Genomic DNA, 18,126 nt, shown 5'->3' on the forward strand with positions numbered 1-18,126 from the left:
TTTAAATGATGAAATACAAGTGCTCGCCTGTGACTAGAAGAGTAGTACACTCAAGATGGGAACCAAAATTAGCGATAAAATGGAAGAAATGCCCACCAGCAACGCGGCGTTTTCTTCCTCTGTCTCTAAGAATGAGGCAAAGACAACTAGATTGGCAGCGATAGGAAAGCTGGCCATCAGCAGCATGAGCATGGATTGATCTTCATCTAAGATACTAAACCACTGCGACTCGGCAAAAACCAATAAGCCTAAGATGATGGCGCCAGCCACGTAACGTAATCCCAGTATTTTACTGAATGTTTTGTAAGCTACTTTTTTGAAGTCAATATCGCCCATCGTAACGCCAATAATAAGCATACCCAATGCAGATACTATCCAGCTGACCACTTTACCAACGGGCTCAACACTTTCGGGAAGTTCTACTGAAAGCAAATTAAGTCCAATAGCGACGATACAGGCATAGACCGCGGGAATCTGAAAAACCTTTTTTACGGCTTCTTTCGTTGGCACGTCTTTGGTGCGAGACATCAGGTAAAATCCAATGGTATCTCCATACAGTGCATTACCTACATAAGCGGAGATAATCAGGGGCATCTGCTCTTCGCCAAATAGCGCCATCACAATCGGTATACCAAACCAGCCAATATTATAGTACGAAAAAGAACCTTTTAATAGACTTCCATCATAATCATTAGCAAAGCTTCGTTTTGCAATTATCGCTGGAATGTTCATCGCGAGTGCCAGAATAAAAATAATCGAACCTGATACGGCTGTTTCGGCTAAATCAGCTTTCAGGAGGTTTTCTATAATTAGGATAGGAATTAGTGCAAACAGCAGAACTTTAGAAATCCACTTGCTCTTCAAATTCCATTTGACATGGGCAAACCAGCCGATCAAAATGAAACCATAAAGCGGAAGGACACGCGTCGCTAATTCGTTAATGATATCCATGCCCGAGTTGTAAAAGTAAATCGTCTGTCAATAGATCAGCCTGTTCTACATTAAACCACAAAGAATTAATGTCTAACTGCGACCCGGCCAGCTGGTGGCCAATCACATAAAATGGCGACAACTCCTTCCGCGCGGAGGTCCAAACCCGCATGGTATTCAAATCGACCAAAACACCGGCAATAGGATGCTGCTCAATATATTTTTTGGATAGTAAGTCCGGCAATATGGGCTGGTCTTGCATCTTTTCAATATCACTGGATGGGCCCGAGGCGTTGATGACATAATCTGCTTCGTATTGCGTGCCATCTTCCTTTTTTAAAATAAATCTGTCTTTACTCCATATGATATCGCCCGTATGTCCGATGATTTCTAGCTGACCAGAGCGAAGAATGTTGCGGATTTTAATCGCATTTTCTAAAGGAATAGCGTGTCGGTTGATGTCGAAATGAGGTTTTACCCATTTGCCAAAAAGCTGTTTCTGATCGGGAGGCAATAAGCGCCAAATGCTATAGGAATCTTCTCGAAGCGAATAGAGTATTGTTTGAAAAATATTTCCTTCTCCAGTAGCTTCTTGAATATCCTTTTCTAGCAGTGCTAACTGATCTTTATTAATGCGGTCTTCGTTGGCCCAGTCTACGGGTCTCTCCAAAGCGCTTTCTACCTCCGATCGAAAAAGTCTGATCAGATCGATGATACGCAACGTTCGTTGCTGCTCTCGGATGATACTGCGTATGTTGGACAGTGTCAGCACCTTGCGTTCATATGGGATTTCCGACGGTGTCTGTACACGAGGTAATAAGCCGGTCAAGGAGAAAAATTGAATCGGCCCTTCATGCCCGTTGTCTACCAGTGTAATCAGTGCGTCAATAGCTGTAAGGCTGCTTCCTACAATACTCACTCGAGCCTGCTTATCTTTTATTTTTTTCAATAATCGGCTGGTTGGCCAAGGCGAGCAGAAAAAGTTATCACTGGATTTTAGCTTCGCAAAAGTAGCAGACTGTGGATTACCCGTTGCCAGAATGACATAGTCAAACGCTACCTTACGCTGGTCTGCTGTATGAAGCATTACTGTATTTTCTGGAGTAATATCGGCTGAAACTGCCTCGGTGGGTCTTGTCTGGATGTCGATACCCGCTTTAAGTCCCCATGCTTTGTATTTATCCAACATGGCCTGTACATAATTTCCATACAGCATACGCGGCGGATAGCTGTCTGGATGTGTACTTACCTGAGGATATGTTTCTCCAATTTTATCACTATTTTGATGCATCCATTGTACGAAATGCATGCGCTCTTTTGGAAAAATACCCATAAGTCCTGCTTTCGTATTTAACAAATGACCTTGTTGTTCCGTGCCAAATGCCAGTCCATCGCCGAATTCTTTCCGTTTCTCAAATAGAGTAATAGAGAGTGGAAACGGGTTTCCTTTCGTGATGTGTTTTTGTACCAGTTGTATGAAGCAGGCTACGCCGCTTGCTCCCGATCCTACGATGGCTATTGTTTTAGGTAGATGTTTGACCATACAGTTAAGTAAACAGGGATCACGAATGATTGTTTACCAGTGATGTATTTGTTACGTATGCCAAAGTCTTCGTGCTTTATTTAATTTAAGTAATTGTTATTGAAAGCATTGTGTTGTTTTAATGCTCCATTTCCCAACTAAGGGAAGGTCAAAAAACGAAAGCTCGAACGTTATGCTACCTCGCAATGATGTATTTTTTCGGTCTTAAATGTCTTTTTTAGAAAAGTCTCCTTTTACACTAAGCGTAAAATGCCTAAGCAAGTTGCTGGACAATATTTTTGGTAGGACCTGGATTACTCATCGTATAAAAGTGGAGCACTGGTGCACCGAAAGCGATGAGTTCGCGGCACTGCTGTACTAACCATTCTTCACCTATCTTCCGCACCTCTGCATTGTTCTTGCAGCTATCGACAGCCTCAGATAACTCCTCTGGTATATCCAAGTGAAATATACGGGGTAGCGTGATGAGTTGTTTTTTTGTAGTTAATGGCTTTAAACCAGGGATAATAGGCACGTGGATACCATGCTCACGACATTTGGTAACAAACTCTTTATAGCGCTCAACGTTGAAGAACATCTGTGTTACAATAAATTCGGCTCCCATATCCACCTTTTTCTTCAACCATTTAAAGTCTGTTTGCGAATTTGGAGCTTCAAAATGCTTCTCTGGATACCCTGCTACCCCTATGCAAAAATCGGTTTTTGAAGAAGTGGTGATATCCTCATGTAAGTATTTTCCTTCATTCATATCCCGAACCTGTTTCAATAGGTCTGTGGCATAAGCATGCCCACCTTCGGTAGGGATAAAATCGGCATCGCCCTTCCGTGCGTCGCCCCGAAGTACTAGCACATTATCTATGCCAAGGAAATCAAGATCAATCAAGGCGTTCTCTGTTTCCTCTTTGGTAAATCCGCCGCAAATCAAGTGTGGCACCGCATCTACCTTATACTTATTCATGATAGCTGCACAAATGGCCACCGTACCCGGCCGTTTACGATAAGATACACGCTCCAATAACCCGTTTGGATGTTGTTTGTATAAGTAATCTTCCCGATGGTATGTGACGTCGATAAAGGGAGGTTTGAATTCCATCAACTCATCCATCGTCTGAAATATGTTTTGAATTCCCTGGCCTTTTGCGGGAGGCAACAACTCGAAAGAAAACAGCGTTTTTCCTTGTGCATTCTTGATATGATCAATGATCTTCATACGTATGTGTTTCTTGAATGGAAGGCTTGCAGAGAAATGGTGCCGACATATGCCTATGGCCGCTTATCATTCCCTTCACTATGGAGGGTAGATTGTAGCACCTTGACATGCGTCAGGTTGCTAAGGCGTCCGCGGGTCTAATCCCTCAGCCTTTCTCTATAAGCAATCACAAATATGGGAAAAGCGTGTGGGATAACAAAATGCAGAATGATTTTAATTGATGATCAAAATTTGTCCACCTTTTGTCCACGGCTGTTATCGTTAGATGTACATAGGATAATGAAAAAATCAATTATCCTTGTGGATACAAACATACTATCTCGTATCAACATGGAAAATAACAATCCCTCCGATTACAATCCTGGCCCACGCATTGGCATTACCTTCTCCACATTCGACTTGTTGCATGCCGGGCATATCATGATGTTGGCAGAAGCCAAACGACAATGTGATTACCTGATCTGCGGTTTACAGATGGACCCTACGTTAGACCGGCCGGAGAAGAATGCGCCTACACAAACTGTAGTAGAGCGATACATACAACTTCGAGGGTGCCAATATGTAGATGAAATTGTCCCCTATTCTACAGAGCAAGATTTGGAAGATATCTTACGATCCTTTAAGTTAGATGTGCGTATTGTGGGGGATGAATACCAGGAGAAAAACTTTACAGGAAGAGAATACTGCGAACAGAAGGGCATTGAGCTTTATTACAATAGCAGAGATCATCGGTTTTCCAGCTCTGGTTTGCGGAGGATTGTTGCCGAAAAAGAGGCACAGAAGATGGAACGAGAAATGAACCCGTAATAGAATAAGGATCACATTACGGATTTTCAATTTTCTGAATTATCAGACTATTTAGTACTTTCGTGGAGAATGAAGAAGATAGCCGTTATCGGACAAGGATACGTCGGGTTGCCCCTGGCATTGGCGTTTGCTTCCCACACGCAAGTAGTAGGGTTTGATATTGATGAAGCGCGCGTTAGCGAACTGAACCAGGAGATCGATCGTACTAAAGAAGCAAATCCTGAGATGCTACGATCAGCGCTTCAACTTATTGTGGATACAGAAGGGCAAAAGGGCTATACAGCATCCTTTGCAGTGGAAGATCTTCGCGGTTGCTCTATCTACATTGTCACCGTTCCTACGCCAATCGATGAATTCAATGCGCCTGATCTAAGACCTTTGCGTCATGCAACGCGCATGATAGGAAAGGTGTTGAAAAAAGGCGACATCGTAATCTACGAATCCACGGTGTACCCAGGCTGTACAGAAGAGGACTGCGTGCCGATTCTAGAGCGGGAATCTGGATTGATATTTAACGAAGATTTTTTTGCAGGATATTCTCCAGAACGGATCAATCCTGGGGACAAGGTAAACACGTTGACTACCATAAAAAAAGTCACCTCTGGATCTACTTCGGCTATAGCGGAAGAGATAGATCAGTTGTATCGAATCATTATTCACGCGGGTACGCACAAAGCTCCTAGCATTAAGGTGGCGGAGGCTTCCAAAGCAATTGAAAATGCGCAACGTGATGTGAATATTTCTTTTGTCAATGAACTCGCTTTAATCTTTGATCGGGTGGGTATTGATACACAAGATGTATTAGCTGCCGCTGGGACGAAGTTTAATTTTCTTCCCTACAAACCTGGCTTGGTTGGTGGGCACTGTATCTCGGTAGATCCCTATTATTTAGCACATAAAGCGGTTCAGTTGGGCTATCATCCAAATGTTATTCTCTCTGGTAGACGGGTTAATGACTCTGTCGCAGAATTCATTGCCTCCAAAGTGGTAAAGCTAATGATCAGAAAGGATATCGCTGTTAAGGGTGCGAATGCTTTAATACTCGGTGTCACTTTTAAAGAAAATTGTCCAGATATCCGCAATACCAAGGTGAAGGATCTTCATGCCGCGTTAGAGGACTATGGGGTGAAAGCAGATATTGTAGATCCTTGGGCGAGTGTTGCAGAGGTGCAGCATGAGTATGGGTTGAGGTTGAAATCAATAGATGAGGCACTACAGTTTGGAGGTTATGACGCCATTATATTGGCGGTTGCACATCAAGAGTTTTTGAGGTTGGATTTGACTGGATTTTGTAAAGAGCGCGTCGTTGTTTTTGATATTAAGGGCGTTATCGCTCGCGAAGTCGTCGACGCGAGGCTATAATTGGGGTTTCTAGATAGCCGGTGGCATATTTTTTGATGTAAAGGCGCAGTGCGAATGTGACTATTCATCCACTTTCTTAACATTCATATGAAAGGCTCACTAAAAAATTAATAGTTTAACTAAGCGAAATTATACGTACAATACACTATGGAAAAAAATAAGAATAAAGATTACAATCCTGGGCCACGAGTCGGCATTACCTTTTCTACTTTCGACTTATTGCACGCTGGGCATATCATGATGTTGGCTGAAGCTAAAAGGCAGTGCGACTATTTGATCTGCGGTTTGCAGATGGATCCAACACTGGATCGCCCCGAAAAGAATGCGCCTACACAAACAGTCGTAGAACGGTACATACAATTAAGAGGATGTGAGTATGTAGATGAAATAGTGCCTTATTCGACTGAGCAGGATTTGGAAGATATCTTGAAATCATTTAAGCTGGATGTGCGTATTGTGGGAGATGAATATGCAGAGAAAAATTTCACCGGTCGTGAATATTGTGAACAAAAAGGCATCGAGCTGTATTTCAATAGCCGCGATCACCGATTCTCTAGTTCTGGATTAAGAAGAATTGTTGCTGAAAGAGAAGCAGCTAAAAATAATAAATAAACCTTGCTATCATAATTTTATCTAACAATCGATATGAATAAAACAATATTGATTACCGGCGGAGCCGGATTTATCGGTTCCCACGTGGTAAGAGAGTTTGTCAATAAATACCTCGACTATCATATCGTAAACTTAGATGCACTGACGTATGCAGGTAATTTGGAGAACCTGAAAGATATTCAGGGCAAACCCAACTACACCTTTGTTAAAGCGGACATTACGGATGCTAATCATATTCTTGAGGTATTTAAAGAATATCAACCAGATGGTATTATTCATTTGGCGGCTGAGTCGCATGTTGATCGTTCGATCGCAGATCCGTCGGCTTTCGTCATGACAAACGTCATTGGTACCGTCAACCTATTGAATGCCGCACGTGAGGTTTGGAAAGATAATTTTGAAGGAAAACGTTTTCATCATGTGTCTACTGATGAGGTTTTTGGCGCTTTGGGTAGTACGGGATTATTTACAGAAGACACTAAATATGATCCGCACTCCCCATATTCAGCTTCTAAAGCGGCTTCAGATCATTTCGTTCGTGCCTATCATGATACCTACGGTTTGCCAATTATATTGACGAACTGCTCTAATAACTACGGGCCCAATCATTTTCCAGAGAAATTGATTCCGTTATGTATTCACAATATTCTAAATAATAAGCCGTTACCTATCTATGGTGATGGTAAGTACACACGTGATTGGTTATTCGTGATCGACCATGCTAAGGCTATCGACTTGGTGTATCACAAAGGCAAAAATGGTGATTCCTACAATGTAGGTGGCTTCAACGAATGGCAGAACATTGATTTGGTCAAGGAACTTTGTGCGCAAATGGATGAAAAGCTTCGCAGAACAAAAGGCACATCAGAAAACCTAATTATGTATGTAAAAGATAGGCCAGGCCATGATTTGCGTTACGCCATAGATGCATCTAAAATAAATAAGGAGTTAGGCTATGTGCCATCCGTTACTTTTCAACAAGGACTTTCTTTAACAATCGATTGGTTCTTAAACAATGAAGAGTGGTTACGTAATGTAACTTCTGGTGACTACCAAAAGTATTATAAGGATCAATATTCCTAAGTGGAACTACATTATAGGGAGGTCATCGAGTCAAGGTAAATTGTAACGATCGACAAACAAATTTGGACATGAGGCACGCTATTTTAATAACCGCTTACAAAGACGTAGAATCGATAGTGGATCTCATTGAAACTATGGGTAGTTGTTTTAATTATTACATTCATTTTGACAGAAAAAGTCGGATAAACTTTGAGAAATTAGCTGACCTACCTAACGTATTCATTACTGCTGAATTAGAAGTAAACTGGGGTGGTGTAAACCACTTTTATGTAATTTTGGGTTTAATCGAGGAGGCCTTAAAAAATGAGGATAACGATTTTTTCCACCTAATTACTGGAGAAGACTTCCCCATTAAGACGACACAATATATTTTGAAGTTAGATAGATCAAAATCTTTTATTAAATCCACCTCTTTTCCATTTTATAACTGGGATTCTAGCGGGGGGCATGATAGATATCGAAGGTATCATTTTTATGACTTCTTTAATGCAAAAACTAAATTTGGAGCTCGACTGATCTACGCTTTAACGCTTCTTCAAAAAATATTTCACATAAAACGCAAGGATTTTTCAGTTAAAAAAAAGTTTGGCGGTTCAACCTACTGGAGTCTTAATCGAGAGGTGTTAGGTTATTTATTAAATCAATTGGATAGCGATAGACTTAAAAAGCTACGATATACTTTTTGTTCGGAAGAATTCGTGTTTCAGACTCTTCTGGAAGACTCTCCTTATCAACACACTATTGTGAATGACAATCTAAGGTTTATTGACTGGAGTTCTAAAAGGGGCGGAGATCCGGCGTTCTTAGATGAAACAGATTTTGAGAAACTAAGGTTGTCTAACGCAATTTTTGCGAGAAAAATACGCAAAATACCAACTAGTCCATTATTGGGATTGTTGAAGAAACATCTGAAAATTGAAAGCCAGATGTCTGAAAATAATATATGATGTCATTACGGTTTCGCGATACCCCTAATTAACATAATTATGCTTTTAGTCGATAGACACATGTCCCGCATTTTAACTACATTTGCAAATCTGTAACTTATGAAACAGCGCGTGCGATGAGGTTGTTTTTATAAATTACCTATAAGAGATTGCAGTATCTGAGAGAGGAATGGGTATACAATTATTTTAAACAGATATTAACTTTAAAGCGTGTAATCCTGTGTATTTTACTCAGATAAGCGGTTACTTTTTTATATGATGAAGAGATTCATACTTAATAGCATAGCTATATTTATTCTTGTGTTAGGTGGTTTTATTAACCAATCTTTAGCGCAGGCAGTGGATTACAGTAAGGTCAAAGTAGAGGCGCTAAGTAATACACAAGTGTTACAATTAATGACTCGCGCAGAGGAGGAGGGGCTTTCACAAGATGAAATGTTTGCTAATCTGATTAATCAGGGAATGCCTGAGAGCGAGATTTCTAAGTTACGAACTCGTGTGGCAAGAATCAGGCGCGATCAGCTCGGCAAAGATCAGCTTACACTGATGGTTGATCCTTCTGAGGAAGGGCGTAAGGCAGACAACTCTGGAGATCTATTAAATACATCTCGTGGAGAGCTTGTTGAGAATGAAGATACACCACCTATTTTCGGTTCATCTCTATTTAGAAATGGAAATATTCGATTCGAACCTAATCTGAATATGGCTACTCCGGAAGACTACATAATAGGGGCGGGGGATCAATTATTAATTGATTTAACGGGAGATAATGAGGCTAGTTATCAACTGGCGGTTTCTCCAGAGGGGACTATTCGCGTGGAATATGTAGGTATTGTCTCGGTTAGAGGCTTGACTATTCAGGCTGCTCGCGCCAAACTTAGGAATCAACTAGCACAAACTTATACATCGATACGAAGTGGTCGTACACAGGTCAATTTGAATCTAGGCAATATTCGAAGTATAAAAATAACATTAACTGGTTTTGTTACACAACCCGGAACATATACGCTGCCTTCCGTTGCGACTGTCTTCAATGCGCTCTATGCTGCTGGAGGGCCATCCGATAGAGGAACTTTCCGTAACATTCAGGTCATTCGAAATAATAAAATTGTTGGTAGTATTGATGCTTACGATTTTTTGGTCAATGGGATTCAATCTGGAAATATTCGACTAGAAGATCAAGATGTGATTCATATTCCCGTTTACAAAAATAGAGTAGAATTTCAAGGCTCGATTAATAGACCAGGATTTTATGAAGCAAAAGACGGGGAACGGTTTGCTGACCTATTGGAATATACGGGCGGTTTTACGGCTGATGCCTACACCGCCAAAATACGAGTATTCTCTACGACCGACCGAGATCGTAGAATAAACGACATATATCAGGCCGATTTTTCGAGTTATCAACCAAAAAATGGCGATCAATATATCGTGGAAGAAATTTTGGATAGATACGAGAATCGTGTTCAAATGGAAGGCGCCGTATTTAGGCCAGGATTTTATCAATTGGACGATGGACTTACGGTGAAGCAGCTCATCCAAAAAGCTGATGGTATTAAAGAGGATGCTTTTATGAGTAGAGCGTACATCAATAGACTCAATCCTGACAATACGCAACGCTTGATTTCTTTTGACCTAAAAGGCTTGTTAGATGGAACAATAGAGGACATATTGTTAAGACGCGAGGATAGGGTTATTATATCCTCCATTTTTGATCTTCGAGAAGAGTACAGTGTCAATATCGATGGCGAAGTTCGTAAACCTGGTAAATTCAGCTTTGCAGAAGACATGACGCTAGGCAATGTGATACATATGGCGGGAGGATTATCGGATGCCGCCAATATAGAAAGAATTGAAATCGCCCGTCGTATCCGTAAAAATGTCAATCAAAGGGATTCAGTTTTATCTGAACTATTGATAGTCAACTTTGATAATAAGGAAGAGGCGCTTCAGTCTGATTTTGAACTGAAACCTTTTGACATTATCAATATTCGCACCAGCACCGGCTATCAGTATCAGAAGCAGATTCGTATAGAAGGAGAAGTTCTGTATCCGGGAGTTTATACGCTAATTTCACGGGAAGAAACTATATCGGATATCATCCAGAGAGCTGGTGGGGTTACCGATATAGCGTATTTAGAGGGATCTTCTTTGCAAAGGAAAATATCAGATTCTCGTATCGCACTTGATAATAGCCAAAGCTCAGGTGATGCAGATTCTGCTATTAGCGAAGTCTTGGAAGATGACGCCATAACAAAGGAGAAAATTCTAGCCAGCACTCCAGGATCGGCGGCGCGAAATACACCATTAAATTTCAGCAGCTATGTGGGTATTGATTTGGATAAAATTATTTCTAAACCACACTCTAGACATGATTTATTGATGGAAGATGGCGATATCATTATCGTGCCTAGACAGTTGCAGACAATTACTGTTCGTGGCGAGGTTTTGAATTCCAATCGTATTGTGTACCGAAAGGGTAGGCCTTTAACTTACTATATCAATCAAGCTGGGGGATTTACTAGTAGAGCCCACAAAAGCAAAACGTTTGTACAGTATGCGAATGGAGAAGTTAGATCAACAATAAAGGGTTTAGGCAGAATTTACCCGGAAGTCACACCTGGAGCGGAAATTATTGTTCCACAAAAACCAGTCAAATCTCCTATGTCTGCGCAGGCCGTAGTCGGGCTATCATCTGCAGTTATCTCTACGCTGGCGATAATGTTGAGTCTTTTACGGTAATTAAGATTAGTTATGGAAAAAAGTCAAGACGAAATAGCCCTTAAAGATCTATTTATCTACATTGGGAAAGGCGTTAAATATCTCCTTTCTAAATGGTATATCATCTTAGTATTTGCTTTGCTAGGATCGGCAGCTGGATATTATTTAGCAAAATCCAAAGAGGTCCTTTACACCGGAACCACTACCTTTATTTTAGAAGGAAATAATGCAGGGAGTGCATCTGGACTAGCGGCATTAGGAGGAATGGCGGCGGGTGGTATTGGAGGAGCGGACGGGCTGTTTCAAGGGGAAAGCCTTTTCGAGCTTTATAAATCCCGATCTATATTGCGGAAGACATTAATGCGAAAAATAGATACCGTCGAGCTTTTTGTACAGAAATTCTACCAGATAAACAAGGACTTTCGTGAAAGTCTAGAAGAGCGTCCTGAGCTCGCCGCTAAAATTACTGACACAGAGTTTTTTCTCGCTCCTGATAGTTTAGAATCCAGAACGCGAGATTCCATTCTTTTACGTGTTTGTGATAAGATAAGCGAAAGTTATATCGAAGTAGATAAGTTGAATAAAAAGGCTAATTTAATCTATGTTACAGTATCGGCAGAAGATGAAGTGTTTGCCAAGCGCTTTAACGAAGAATTAGTAAATAACGTAAATGAATTTTATCTGGAAACAAAGGGGGGGATTTCTAGAGAAAACATTGCCACGCTTCAATTGAAGGTTGACTCTGTTCGAAGGGCTATGTCTCGATCTATTTCCTCCTCTCAGAGCGTAACAGATTATACTCCAAACTTAAATCCTACACGTCAATCTCTTCGGAGTATTCCATTACAGGAGGCTCAATTATCTACGGAATCTAGTAGAGGTGTATTAGCGGAATTAACCCGGAATTTAGAGCAAGCTAAAATTGCTTTGAGTAAGGAGGCACCAATCATAAAAATTGTTGACGAAGTGATGTTTCCGCTTCCTATAAATCGTGCTAGTATGATGCTTTTTTCTATTGGAGGAGCATTTTTAAGCGTGTTTTTGGTTACCCTAGTATTGTCTACTATTAAGATTATTCGTCATATCCTTAAGTAGACTATACTCTGATTTTTTGTGCATATCGACTATTTATGATCTCACGTTTAAATATCATCAAAAATTTTGGCAAGTAATAACAGTAGAATAGCTAAAAATACGCTGTTTTTATATGTGAGGATGTTCCTTAATATGGGACTTAGTCTCTATACCTCACGAATCGTATTAGGGGCTTTAGGAATTGAAAACTTTGGTATTTATAGTGTTGTAGGTGGAGTGATTACACTCTTTAGCTTCTTCAACTCAGCGATGTCTTCCGCGACACAGCGATTTTTAGCAATTACTATTGGGGAGAAAGATAGTGCTAAACTTCATAAAGTTTTTAATGTTTCTTTGCTCGTCCATATAGGTATAGCGGCGATAGTATTGCTATTTGCGGAAACTTTGGGACTATGGTTTGTAAATGAAAAATTAAATCTCCCTTCCGATCGAATGGGGGTGGTAAATATTGTGTATCAACTTTCTGTTCTGGCCAGTATTATCGGTATTATTCAAGTACCGTATCATGCTATGATCATTGCACATGAGAGGATGAATGTTTTTGCAGGTATAAGCATATTAGAGGCATTGCTGAGAATTTCCATTGTCTTTCTGCTATACCATTCGATGTTCGATAAGCTTGTTAGCTTCGCTGTGATGATTTTCGTGATGAATTTTATTCTATCAGCTATTTATGTGCTTTACTCAAGGAAGCAATTTCCGGAGAGTAATATCGAAATTCAGAGAGATAAAAGCCTTTATAAGAACATGATGAGCTACTCAAGCTGGAATCTTATTGGTAATATTGCAGCTGTTGCTAAAGGACAGGGTGCTAACGTCTTGCTGAATATCTTCTTTGGTACAACAGTCAATGCCGCATACGGCGTAATGTTACAGGTGCAGGTTGCTGTACAGTCTTTTGTAAGTAATTTTCAAATGGCCATAAACCCACAGATATATAAATCTTATGCAGCAGAAGATTTAAAGAGAATGCACAATTTGGTATTGCAGGGCTCAAAGTTCTCTTTTTTTTTAATGGCTTTGATTATCGCTCCCTTATTATATAGTATTGACTATATTCTCGTGTGGTGGCTTGATAACCCACCTCCGTATGCCGGAGTATTTGTGTTTTTTTCGTTGGTTAATATTCTATTAGAAAGTATATCAGGTCCATTAATAACTGGGGCATTGGCCAGTGGTCGAATAAAATGGTATCAGATTGCTCTGGGTGGAACTATGATGCTGAACTTACCTTTAAGTTACTTGTTGTTTTACTGGACTGGTGAACCGATCACGTTCCTATACGTAGCTATTGTGTTGTCGATTATTATGCTGTTTCTGAGACTTCTTTTTTTGAACAAACTGATTCGGTTCAGTATTTCTTTGTTTTTAAAGAGGGTTATGATTCCTGTGACCTTAGCTACCTTATGTTCGGTAGTTGGTATTACATACCTGTATTTAAATCATGGCATACCAACAGATTTTTTTGACCTGGTAAAAACCAGCACAATGATTTTGATATACGTGTTAATAGTATTCTTCTTTGTTGGCTGTTCGAAGTTAGAAAGAAAGATGATTTATTCATTTATTAGTAAAAAAATTACTAAATAATACTCTTGTGTATGAAAATAGGAATACTTACACTACCTCTACACACCAATTATGGTGGTAATCTGCAGGCGTATGCATTAATGTCTTTCTTGAAAGAATTAGGTCATGAAGTCTACCTCATAGATCGAAAAAAAGATAGAATAGCTATTAAAGACGTTCCGATTACGGTGATAAAGCGATTCGTAGGGAAATACATTTTACGCAGGCCAGGGATTGAATTGTTTAAGGAATATGCTGAAGAACAGCAATTAAAAATTTTGGGAAAGCGGACTAAGGTTTTTTTGGATAAATATGTTCAGCCAAAAACTAAACCATTTTATTCTTCTTTGTCACTGCATCGGGCACTCAAAGGTGACCAGTTCGAGGCAATAATCGTTGGTAGCGATCAGGTTTGGCGTCCACGTTATACTCCTAATATTTTTGATTATTTCTTAGGTTTTTTATCAACGGAATCTAGTACAAGGCGTATTGCCTATGCCGCCTCTTTCGGAACGGATGAATGGACATTCAATGATCAGGAAACCATCGGATGTGGGGGTCTATTACAAAAGTTTAATCATGTTGGTGTACGAGAAGATTCAGGCGTCATATTATGCCAAAATAAATTTAGTACATCGGCCACACATGTTCTAGATCCTACAATGCTTATTGAAGAAAGTTATTACACCAAATTATTCACTCCATCAAATCCGGATAAACTCGGCAAGAAATTGTTAGTGTACGTCTTGGATGAGAATGAAGACAAAACTCGTGTAATAAACCATATCGCAGAGACGTATAGTTTGGAAGTTTCGCGTGTAAATAGTGAGATAGAAAACAAATCAATACCCCTAAAAAATCGTGTGGCGCCACCTACAGAGGAATGGGTAAAAGGCTTTTATGAGGCATCTTTCGTAGTGGCCGATTCATTCCATGCGTGCGCATTTGCCATCATATTCAATAAGCCCTTCGTAATCTATGGAAATCCAAAAAGAGGGCTAACTCGTTTTACATCTTTATTAAAAATGTTTGAGCTCGAAGACCGATTAATTATAGATTCGAGTATGCTCAATGACAAATTGATGAACACACCAATAAATTGGCAACGTGTGAATAACTTGCTTAGCGAGCACCGGATCAACAGCAAAGCATTTTTAGAAAACGCATTAAATTATTAATGCGCTTATGAAAAAGCTGTCTATTGTTATTCCCTGTTATAATTGTGCAGATCGCATATCCTCTTTATTAGAGTTACTGATGGAACAGTATGACCCGAGAATGGAGGTTATACTAATAAATGACGGTTCTACGGATGACACGGAGAATGTGATCAAAAATATCATCAGCCAGATTCCGAATATGGATTTTCGTTTGTATTCCTACGCTAATAGTGGTGCAGCGAGAGCTAGGACGATAGGCTTGGAAAGGGCGAAAGGAGAATATATTGCTTTTATAGATTCTGATGATTCGGTTAGCAAAAACTATGTCAGCCGATTATTGATGTGTATGGATGATGGACACGAAGTAATATATTATAGCTCTGTACAGAAGTTACAAAATTCTAATGTCTATAGAGATAAGATCCGTTTCGAAACTGCCAAAACTTTTACCGACACAGACGTTTTTCTTCGCTCACAACTGGAGCACGATCAGTGGTCTGCTGCCGTTTGGACATTTGTTTTTAAGAAGGCACTAGCAGTATCCTCTAAGGCGCGATTTACAGAACGCATAGCGCATGAAGATCATATCTTCTCCTTAGCTATTGTCTCTCATGCAAACACTATTCATACCATGAAGGATACGCTGTATATTCAACATATCACAGAAGGATCATTGACGAATTCGGCTAAGACAATAGCATACATTGAAGATAGGCATGATGCATATATCGAGGCGATAGCTTTAGTAAGAGAGAGGTTTAGTGCAAAAACTTCGAAATTATACACCAGATGGTCTTTAAAGCAGTGTGTGGATTTGTGGCAGGATTTGTTCAGACTGAGGGCTTTGTTCTTTAATCGCTCATTTTTAAAAATGGGTAAGAGGTCACCCGCTTTATTTATCTCGGTCATAACATCTATATTTCAGAAATAATAGTGCAAGTAAAGTCATATGCGTATTCTCTTCGTTCTTTCAGAGTTTCCTTCGTACTCGGAAACCTTCATCGCTAACCAGATCAACGACCTGATCGATCATGGTAATGAGGTGACTATTTTTTCATCTGGTATTGGGAAAACCATTGATAGTTCACTCTTCAACCGCAATGATTTATACTCCAGGTTGGTGCCGGCGCATCAAAGTGTAGGTTTAGTTTCCCGTCTACGTCGCCGATTTCTGAAGCTATTTTTAGGTAATAGAGCGTATCAAAATAAAGATTTATTGACAATGTCTGAATCAATAGATGTTGTACATTGCCATTTTGGAGATAATGCACTACTTTTTCACGAGGTGTACCTCAAATATGGCTGGTTCAATAAGTCGAAAAAAATCTGTACGTTTCACGGATACGACATTTTGCCGTCAAGTGTGGCGATATTAACAGACACTTACAAGCCTCTATTTGATTCTTTCGATGGATTTACATATAATACACCATACATGAAGGGAATCATTGATTGCTTTCCAATCCAACCAAGAAAAATGCACGCATTACCCGTTGGATTTGATGCAGACTTCCTAAAAAATTACCTTCGTAGAAATCCGAATACTTATGCACATGGAGACTGTCTCCATCTAATCTATTGTGGCAGGCTGACGTATTTTAAAGGATGTCTAATGCTACCTGATATTGCGGAAAAACTAATTGCTGCAAATGTTCAAAACTTTATGATTCACATTGTTGGAGCGGGTGACCAAGAACATGAATTACGAGGCAAAATAGACGCGCAGGGTTTGGCAAGGCATTTCACTCTTTATGGAGCATTAAATCAGGAAAAAGTTTTTGAATTGATGTCTTCCGCACACCTATTTATTTTGCCAGGTCTGGAAGAGCCAAAAACCGCACGTGCAGAAACACAAGGTTTAGTAATTCAGGAAGCACAATTTTTAAAACTTCCCGTATTGGTTTCTGATGCGGGAGGTGCAAAATATGGGTTGATGGATGGTGAAACTGGTTATGTTTTGCCAAAAGGGGATGTTGTTGCCTTCGTCGAGAAGATTAAATGGTTTCTAGACAACCCAGATGAAATCTATTCATTTTCAGAAAAATCACATATCTTCGCGAGGGAGAATTATAATAGCGCAGTCTTAGGAAAGCGATTATTAGCGATCTACACAGGAGATCTTTAAGATCAAAAATCGGAGTCAAGTATATGAAGAACAAAATTTCCATCCTAATGGCAAACTACAATAATGGCCATTATATCCGCGAGGCAATTGATAGTGTGCTCAACCAAACCTACACCAATTGGGAATTAATTATTGTAGACGATTGTTCTACGGACGATTCTTTGAAGATATTACAACCTCTTCTTGTTGACGAAAGAATTAAAGTATTTGTAAACGAAGAAAATAGAGGGTGTGGGTATACCAAAATGCGCTGTGCTGAAGAGTCTTCAGGAACATATTGTGGTTTTTTAGATCCAGATGACGCACTAGTTCCTCATGCACTTTCAACCATGCTTGAAGCTTTTGCAAAATATCCTGACTCCGCTATGATCAATTCGAAAGATGTGTTTTGTGATGATCAACTAAATCCAGTAGAAGTAGATCCAAACTCTAAAGATGTATCCAATCTCGGGTCTTATTTACTATACGATGGGGGTGGGGTAACACATTTTGCAGTGTACAGAAACGACCTTTATCGCAAAACAGCGGGCATTTCACCAGAGTTTACCAAAGCGGTTGATCAAGATTTGTATTATTTGATGGACCAGGAGGGCCCCATCAACTTTGTTGATGACGTATTGTACTACTACCGGATACATACGGGTGGGATTTCGACCAACAAAAACGTCATTCCAGCGACTTATCAGCACTTTAAAGTCATGCGTAAGTGGGCACAAAGGCGGTTATTAGACGGCCGATTTAGAGAGGATTTTTATGCCTATAGGCGCCTAGTTGCTCGATGTGATTTTCATTTGAGTATATTAGATAAAAAATACTTTACAGCTATATTTAGGATGTTTAATTATATTAGCAAAGGTGGAGGGAGCGAAGTTGGTCAAATGTTCAATCGCTTATTTCGACATCCTAAGCGCGTGTTTAATTCTTTGTTCAATGTTTATCGTGTAAAATGAAGCTGATTTTTT

At 39.9% G+C, this 18,126-nt stretch carries 15 protein-coding genes and 1 riboswitch; of the genes, 12 read left to right on the forward strand and 3 right to left on the reverse strand.

Going from position 1 to position 18,126, the window contains the following annotated elements; translation table 11 throughout:
* Positions 1-33 precede the first annotated feature (33 nt).
* From M8998_RS11730 to metF, 3 genes are all read right to left on the reverse strand, one after another.
* Entirely contained in the window at positions 34-951 is a 918-nt protein-coding gene (locus M8998_RS11730; protein WP_249993033.1) for an AEC family transporter, read from the reverse strand.
* Entirely contained in the window at positions 938-2,473 is a 1,536-nt protein-coding gene (locus tag M8998_RS11735) for an FAD/NAD(P)-binding protein (RefSeq protein WP_249993035.1), read from the reverse strand. Before M8998_RS11735 ends, M8998_RS11730 begins: the two co-directional genes overlap by 14 nt.
* 253 nt (positions 2,474-2,726) lie before the next feature.
* Entirely contained in the window at positions 2,727-3,683 is a 957-nt protein-coding gene (gene metF, locus M8998_RS11740) for a methylenetetrahydrofolate reductase [NAD(P)H] (protein ID WP_249993037.1), read from the reverse strand.
* A gap of 60 nt (positions 3,684-3,743) precedes the next feature.
* A riboswitch (SAM riboswitch) is annotated at positions 3,744-3,848 on the reverse strand.
* 114 nt (positions 3,849-3,962) lie between these two features.
* Here metF and M8998_RS11745 point away from each other — a divergent pair.
* The 12 genes from M8998_RS11745 (at position 3,963) to M8998_RS11800 (ending at position 18,114) form a co-directional block, all read left to right on the forward strand.
* Positions 3,963-4,490 carry an adenylyltransferase/cytidyltransferase family protein gene (locus M8998_RS11745; protein ID WP_249993039.1) on the forward strand — a complete coding sequence of 176 codons (528 nt, stop codon included), beginning with the start codon at positions 3,963-3,965 and terminating at the stop codon, positions 4,488-4,490.
* Positions 4,491-4,559: 69 nt separating this feature from the next.
* The gene (locus M8998_RS11750) at positions 4,560-5,852 is read left to right on the forward strand and encodes a nucleotide sugar dehydrogenase (protein ID WP_249993048.1); all 1,293 of its coding nucleotides are present in this window, start codon (positions 4,560-4,562) and stop codon (positions 5,850-5,852) included.
* Positions 5,853-5,999: 147 nt separating this feature from the next.
* Positions 6,000-6,464, forward strand: a complete 465-nt coding sequence (locus tag M8998_RS11755; protein ID WP_249993050.1) for an adenylyltransferase/cytidyltransferase family protein — start codon at positions 6,000-6,002, stop codon at positions 6,462-6,464.
* Positions 6,465-6,497: 33 nt separating this feature from the next.
* Positions 6,498-7,547 carry a dTDP-glucose 4,6-dehydratase gene (gene rfbB / locus M8998_RS11760; protein ID WP_249993052.1) on the forward strand — a complete coding sequence of 350 codons (1,050 nt, stop codon included), beginning with the start codon at positions 6,498-6,500 and terminating at the stop codon, positions 7,545-7,547.
* A gap of 68 nt (positions 7,548-7,615) precedes the next feature.
* Positions 7,616-8,494, forward strand: a complete 879-nt coding sequence (locus M8998_RS11765; RefSeq protein WP_249993054.1) for a beta-1,6-N-acetylglucosaminyltransferase — start codon at positions 7,616-7,618, stop codon at positions 8,492-8,494.
* A 255-nt stretch (positions 8,495-8,749) separates the two neighbouring features.
* A complete protein-coding gene (locus tag M8998_RS11770; protein ID WP_249993055.1) occupies positions 8,750-11,236 on the forward strand; it encodes an SLBB domain-containing protein in 2,487 nt (828 codons plus the stop codon).
* A gap of 12 nt (positions 11,237-11,248) precedes the next feature.
* A complete protein-coding gene (locus tag M8998_RS11775) occupies positions 11,249-12,310 on the forward strand; it encodes a GumC domain-containing protein (protein WP_249993058.1) in 1,062 nt (353 codons plus the stop codon).
* 66 nt (positions 12,311-12,376) lie between these two features.
* Positions 12,377-13,900: a lipopolysaccharide biosynthesis protein gene (locus M8998_RS11780; protein WP_249993060.1), complete on the forward strand. Its 1,524-nt coding sequence runs from the start codon at positions 12,377-12,379 to the stop codon at positions 13,898-13,900.
* An 11-nt stretch (positions 13,901-13,911) separates the two neighbouring features.
* Positions 13,912-15,057, forward strand: coding sequence for a polysaccharide pyruvyl transferase family protein (locus M8998_RS11785; protein WP_249993062.1), 1,146 nt, complete (start codon positions 13,912-13,914; stop codon positions 15,055-15,057).
* 7 nt (positions 15,058-15,064) lie between these two features.
* The gene (locus M8998_RS11790; protein WP_249993065.1) at positions 15,065-15,970 is read left to right on the forward strand and encodes a glycosyltransferase family 2 protein; all 906 of its coding nucleotides are present in this window, start codon (positions 15,065-15,067) and stop codon (positions 15,968-15,970) included.
* Positions 15,971-15,988: 18 nt separating this feature from the next.
* A complete protein-coding gene (locus M8998_RS11795; protein WP_249993067.1) occupies positions 15,989-17,164 on the forward strand; it encodes a glycosyltransferase family 4 protein in 1,176 nt (391 codons plus the stop codon).
* A gap of 23 nt (positions 17,165-17,187) precedes the next feature.
* On the forward strand, positions 17,188-18,114 hold the full coding sequence (locus M8998_RS11800) for a glycosyltransferase (RefSeq protein ID WP_249993069.1): 927 nt from the start codon (positions 17,188-17,190) through the stop codon (positions 18,112-18,114).
* Positions 18,115-18,126 lie beyond the last annotated feature (12 nt).

Source organism: Sphingobacterium sp. lm-10, assembly GCF_023554555.1.
GTDB lineage: Bacteria > Bacteroidota > Bacteroidia > Sphingobacteriales > Sphingobacteriaceae > Sphingobacterium.

Excerpts from the sequence above, each read along its gene's own strand:
- M8998_RS11785 (WP_249993062.1), top strand. The coding sequence starts at position 13,912 with ATGAAAATAGGAATACTTACACTACCTCTACACACCAATTATGGTGGT.
- rfbB (WP_249993052.1), top strand. The coding sequence starts at position 6,498 with ATGAATAAAACAATATTGATTACCGGCGGAGCCGGATTTATCGGTTCC.
- M8998_RS11795 (WP_249993067.1), top strand. The coding sequence starts at position 15,989 with ATGCGTATTCTCTTCGTTCTTTCAGAGTTTCCTTCGTACTCGGAAACC.
- M8998_RS11775 (WP_249993058.1), top strand. The coding sequence starts at position 11,249 with ATGGAAAAAAGTCAAGACGAAATAGCCCTTAAAGATCTATTTATCTAC.
- M8998_RS11770 (WP_249993055.1), top strand. The coding sequence starts at position 8,750 with ATGATGAAGAGATTCATACTTAATAGCATAGCTATATTTATTCTTGTG.
- M8998_RS11735 (WP_249993035.1), bottom strand. The coding sequence starts at position 2,473 with ATGGTCAAACATCTACCTAAAACAATAGCCATCGTAGGATCGGGAGCA.
- M8998_RS11750 (WP_249993048.1), top strand. The coding sequence starts at position 4,560 with ATGAAGAAGATAGCCGTTATCGGACAAGGATACGTCGGGTTGCCCCTG.
- metF (WP_249993037.1), bottom strand. The coding sequence starts at position 3,683 with ATGAAGATCATTGATCATATCAAGAATGCACAAGGAAAAACGCTGTTT.
- M8998_RS11765 (WP_249993054.1), top strand. The coding sequence starts at position 7,616 with ATGAGGCACGCTATTTTAATAACCGCTTACAAAGACGTAGAATCGATA.
- M8998_RS11745 (WP_249993039.1), top strand. The coding sequence starts at position 3,963 with ATGAAAAAATCAATTATCCTTGTGGATACAAACATACTATCTCGTATC.
- M8998_RS11790 (WP_249993065.1), top strand. The coding sequence starts at position 15,065 with ATGAAAAAGCTGTCTATTGTTATTCCCTGTTATAATTGTGCAGATCGC.
- M8998_RS11755 (WP_249993050.1), top strand. The coding sequence starts at position 6,000 with ATGGAAAAAAATAAGAATAAAGATTACAATCCTGGGCCACGAGTCGGC.
- M8998_RS11800 (WP_249993069.1), top strand. The coding sequence starts at position 17,188 with ATGAAGAACAAAATTTCCATCCTAATGGCAAACTACAATAATGGCCAT.
- M8998_RS11730 (WP_249993033.1), bottom strand. The coding sequence starts at position 951 with ATGGATATCATTAACGAATTAGCGACGCGTGTCCTTCCGCTTTATGGT.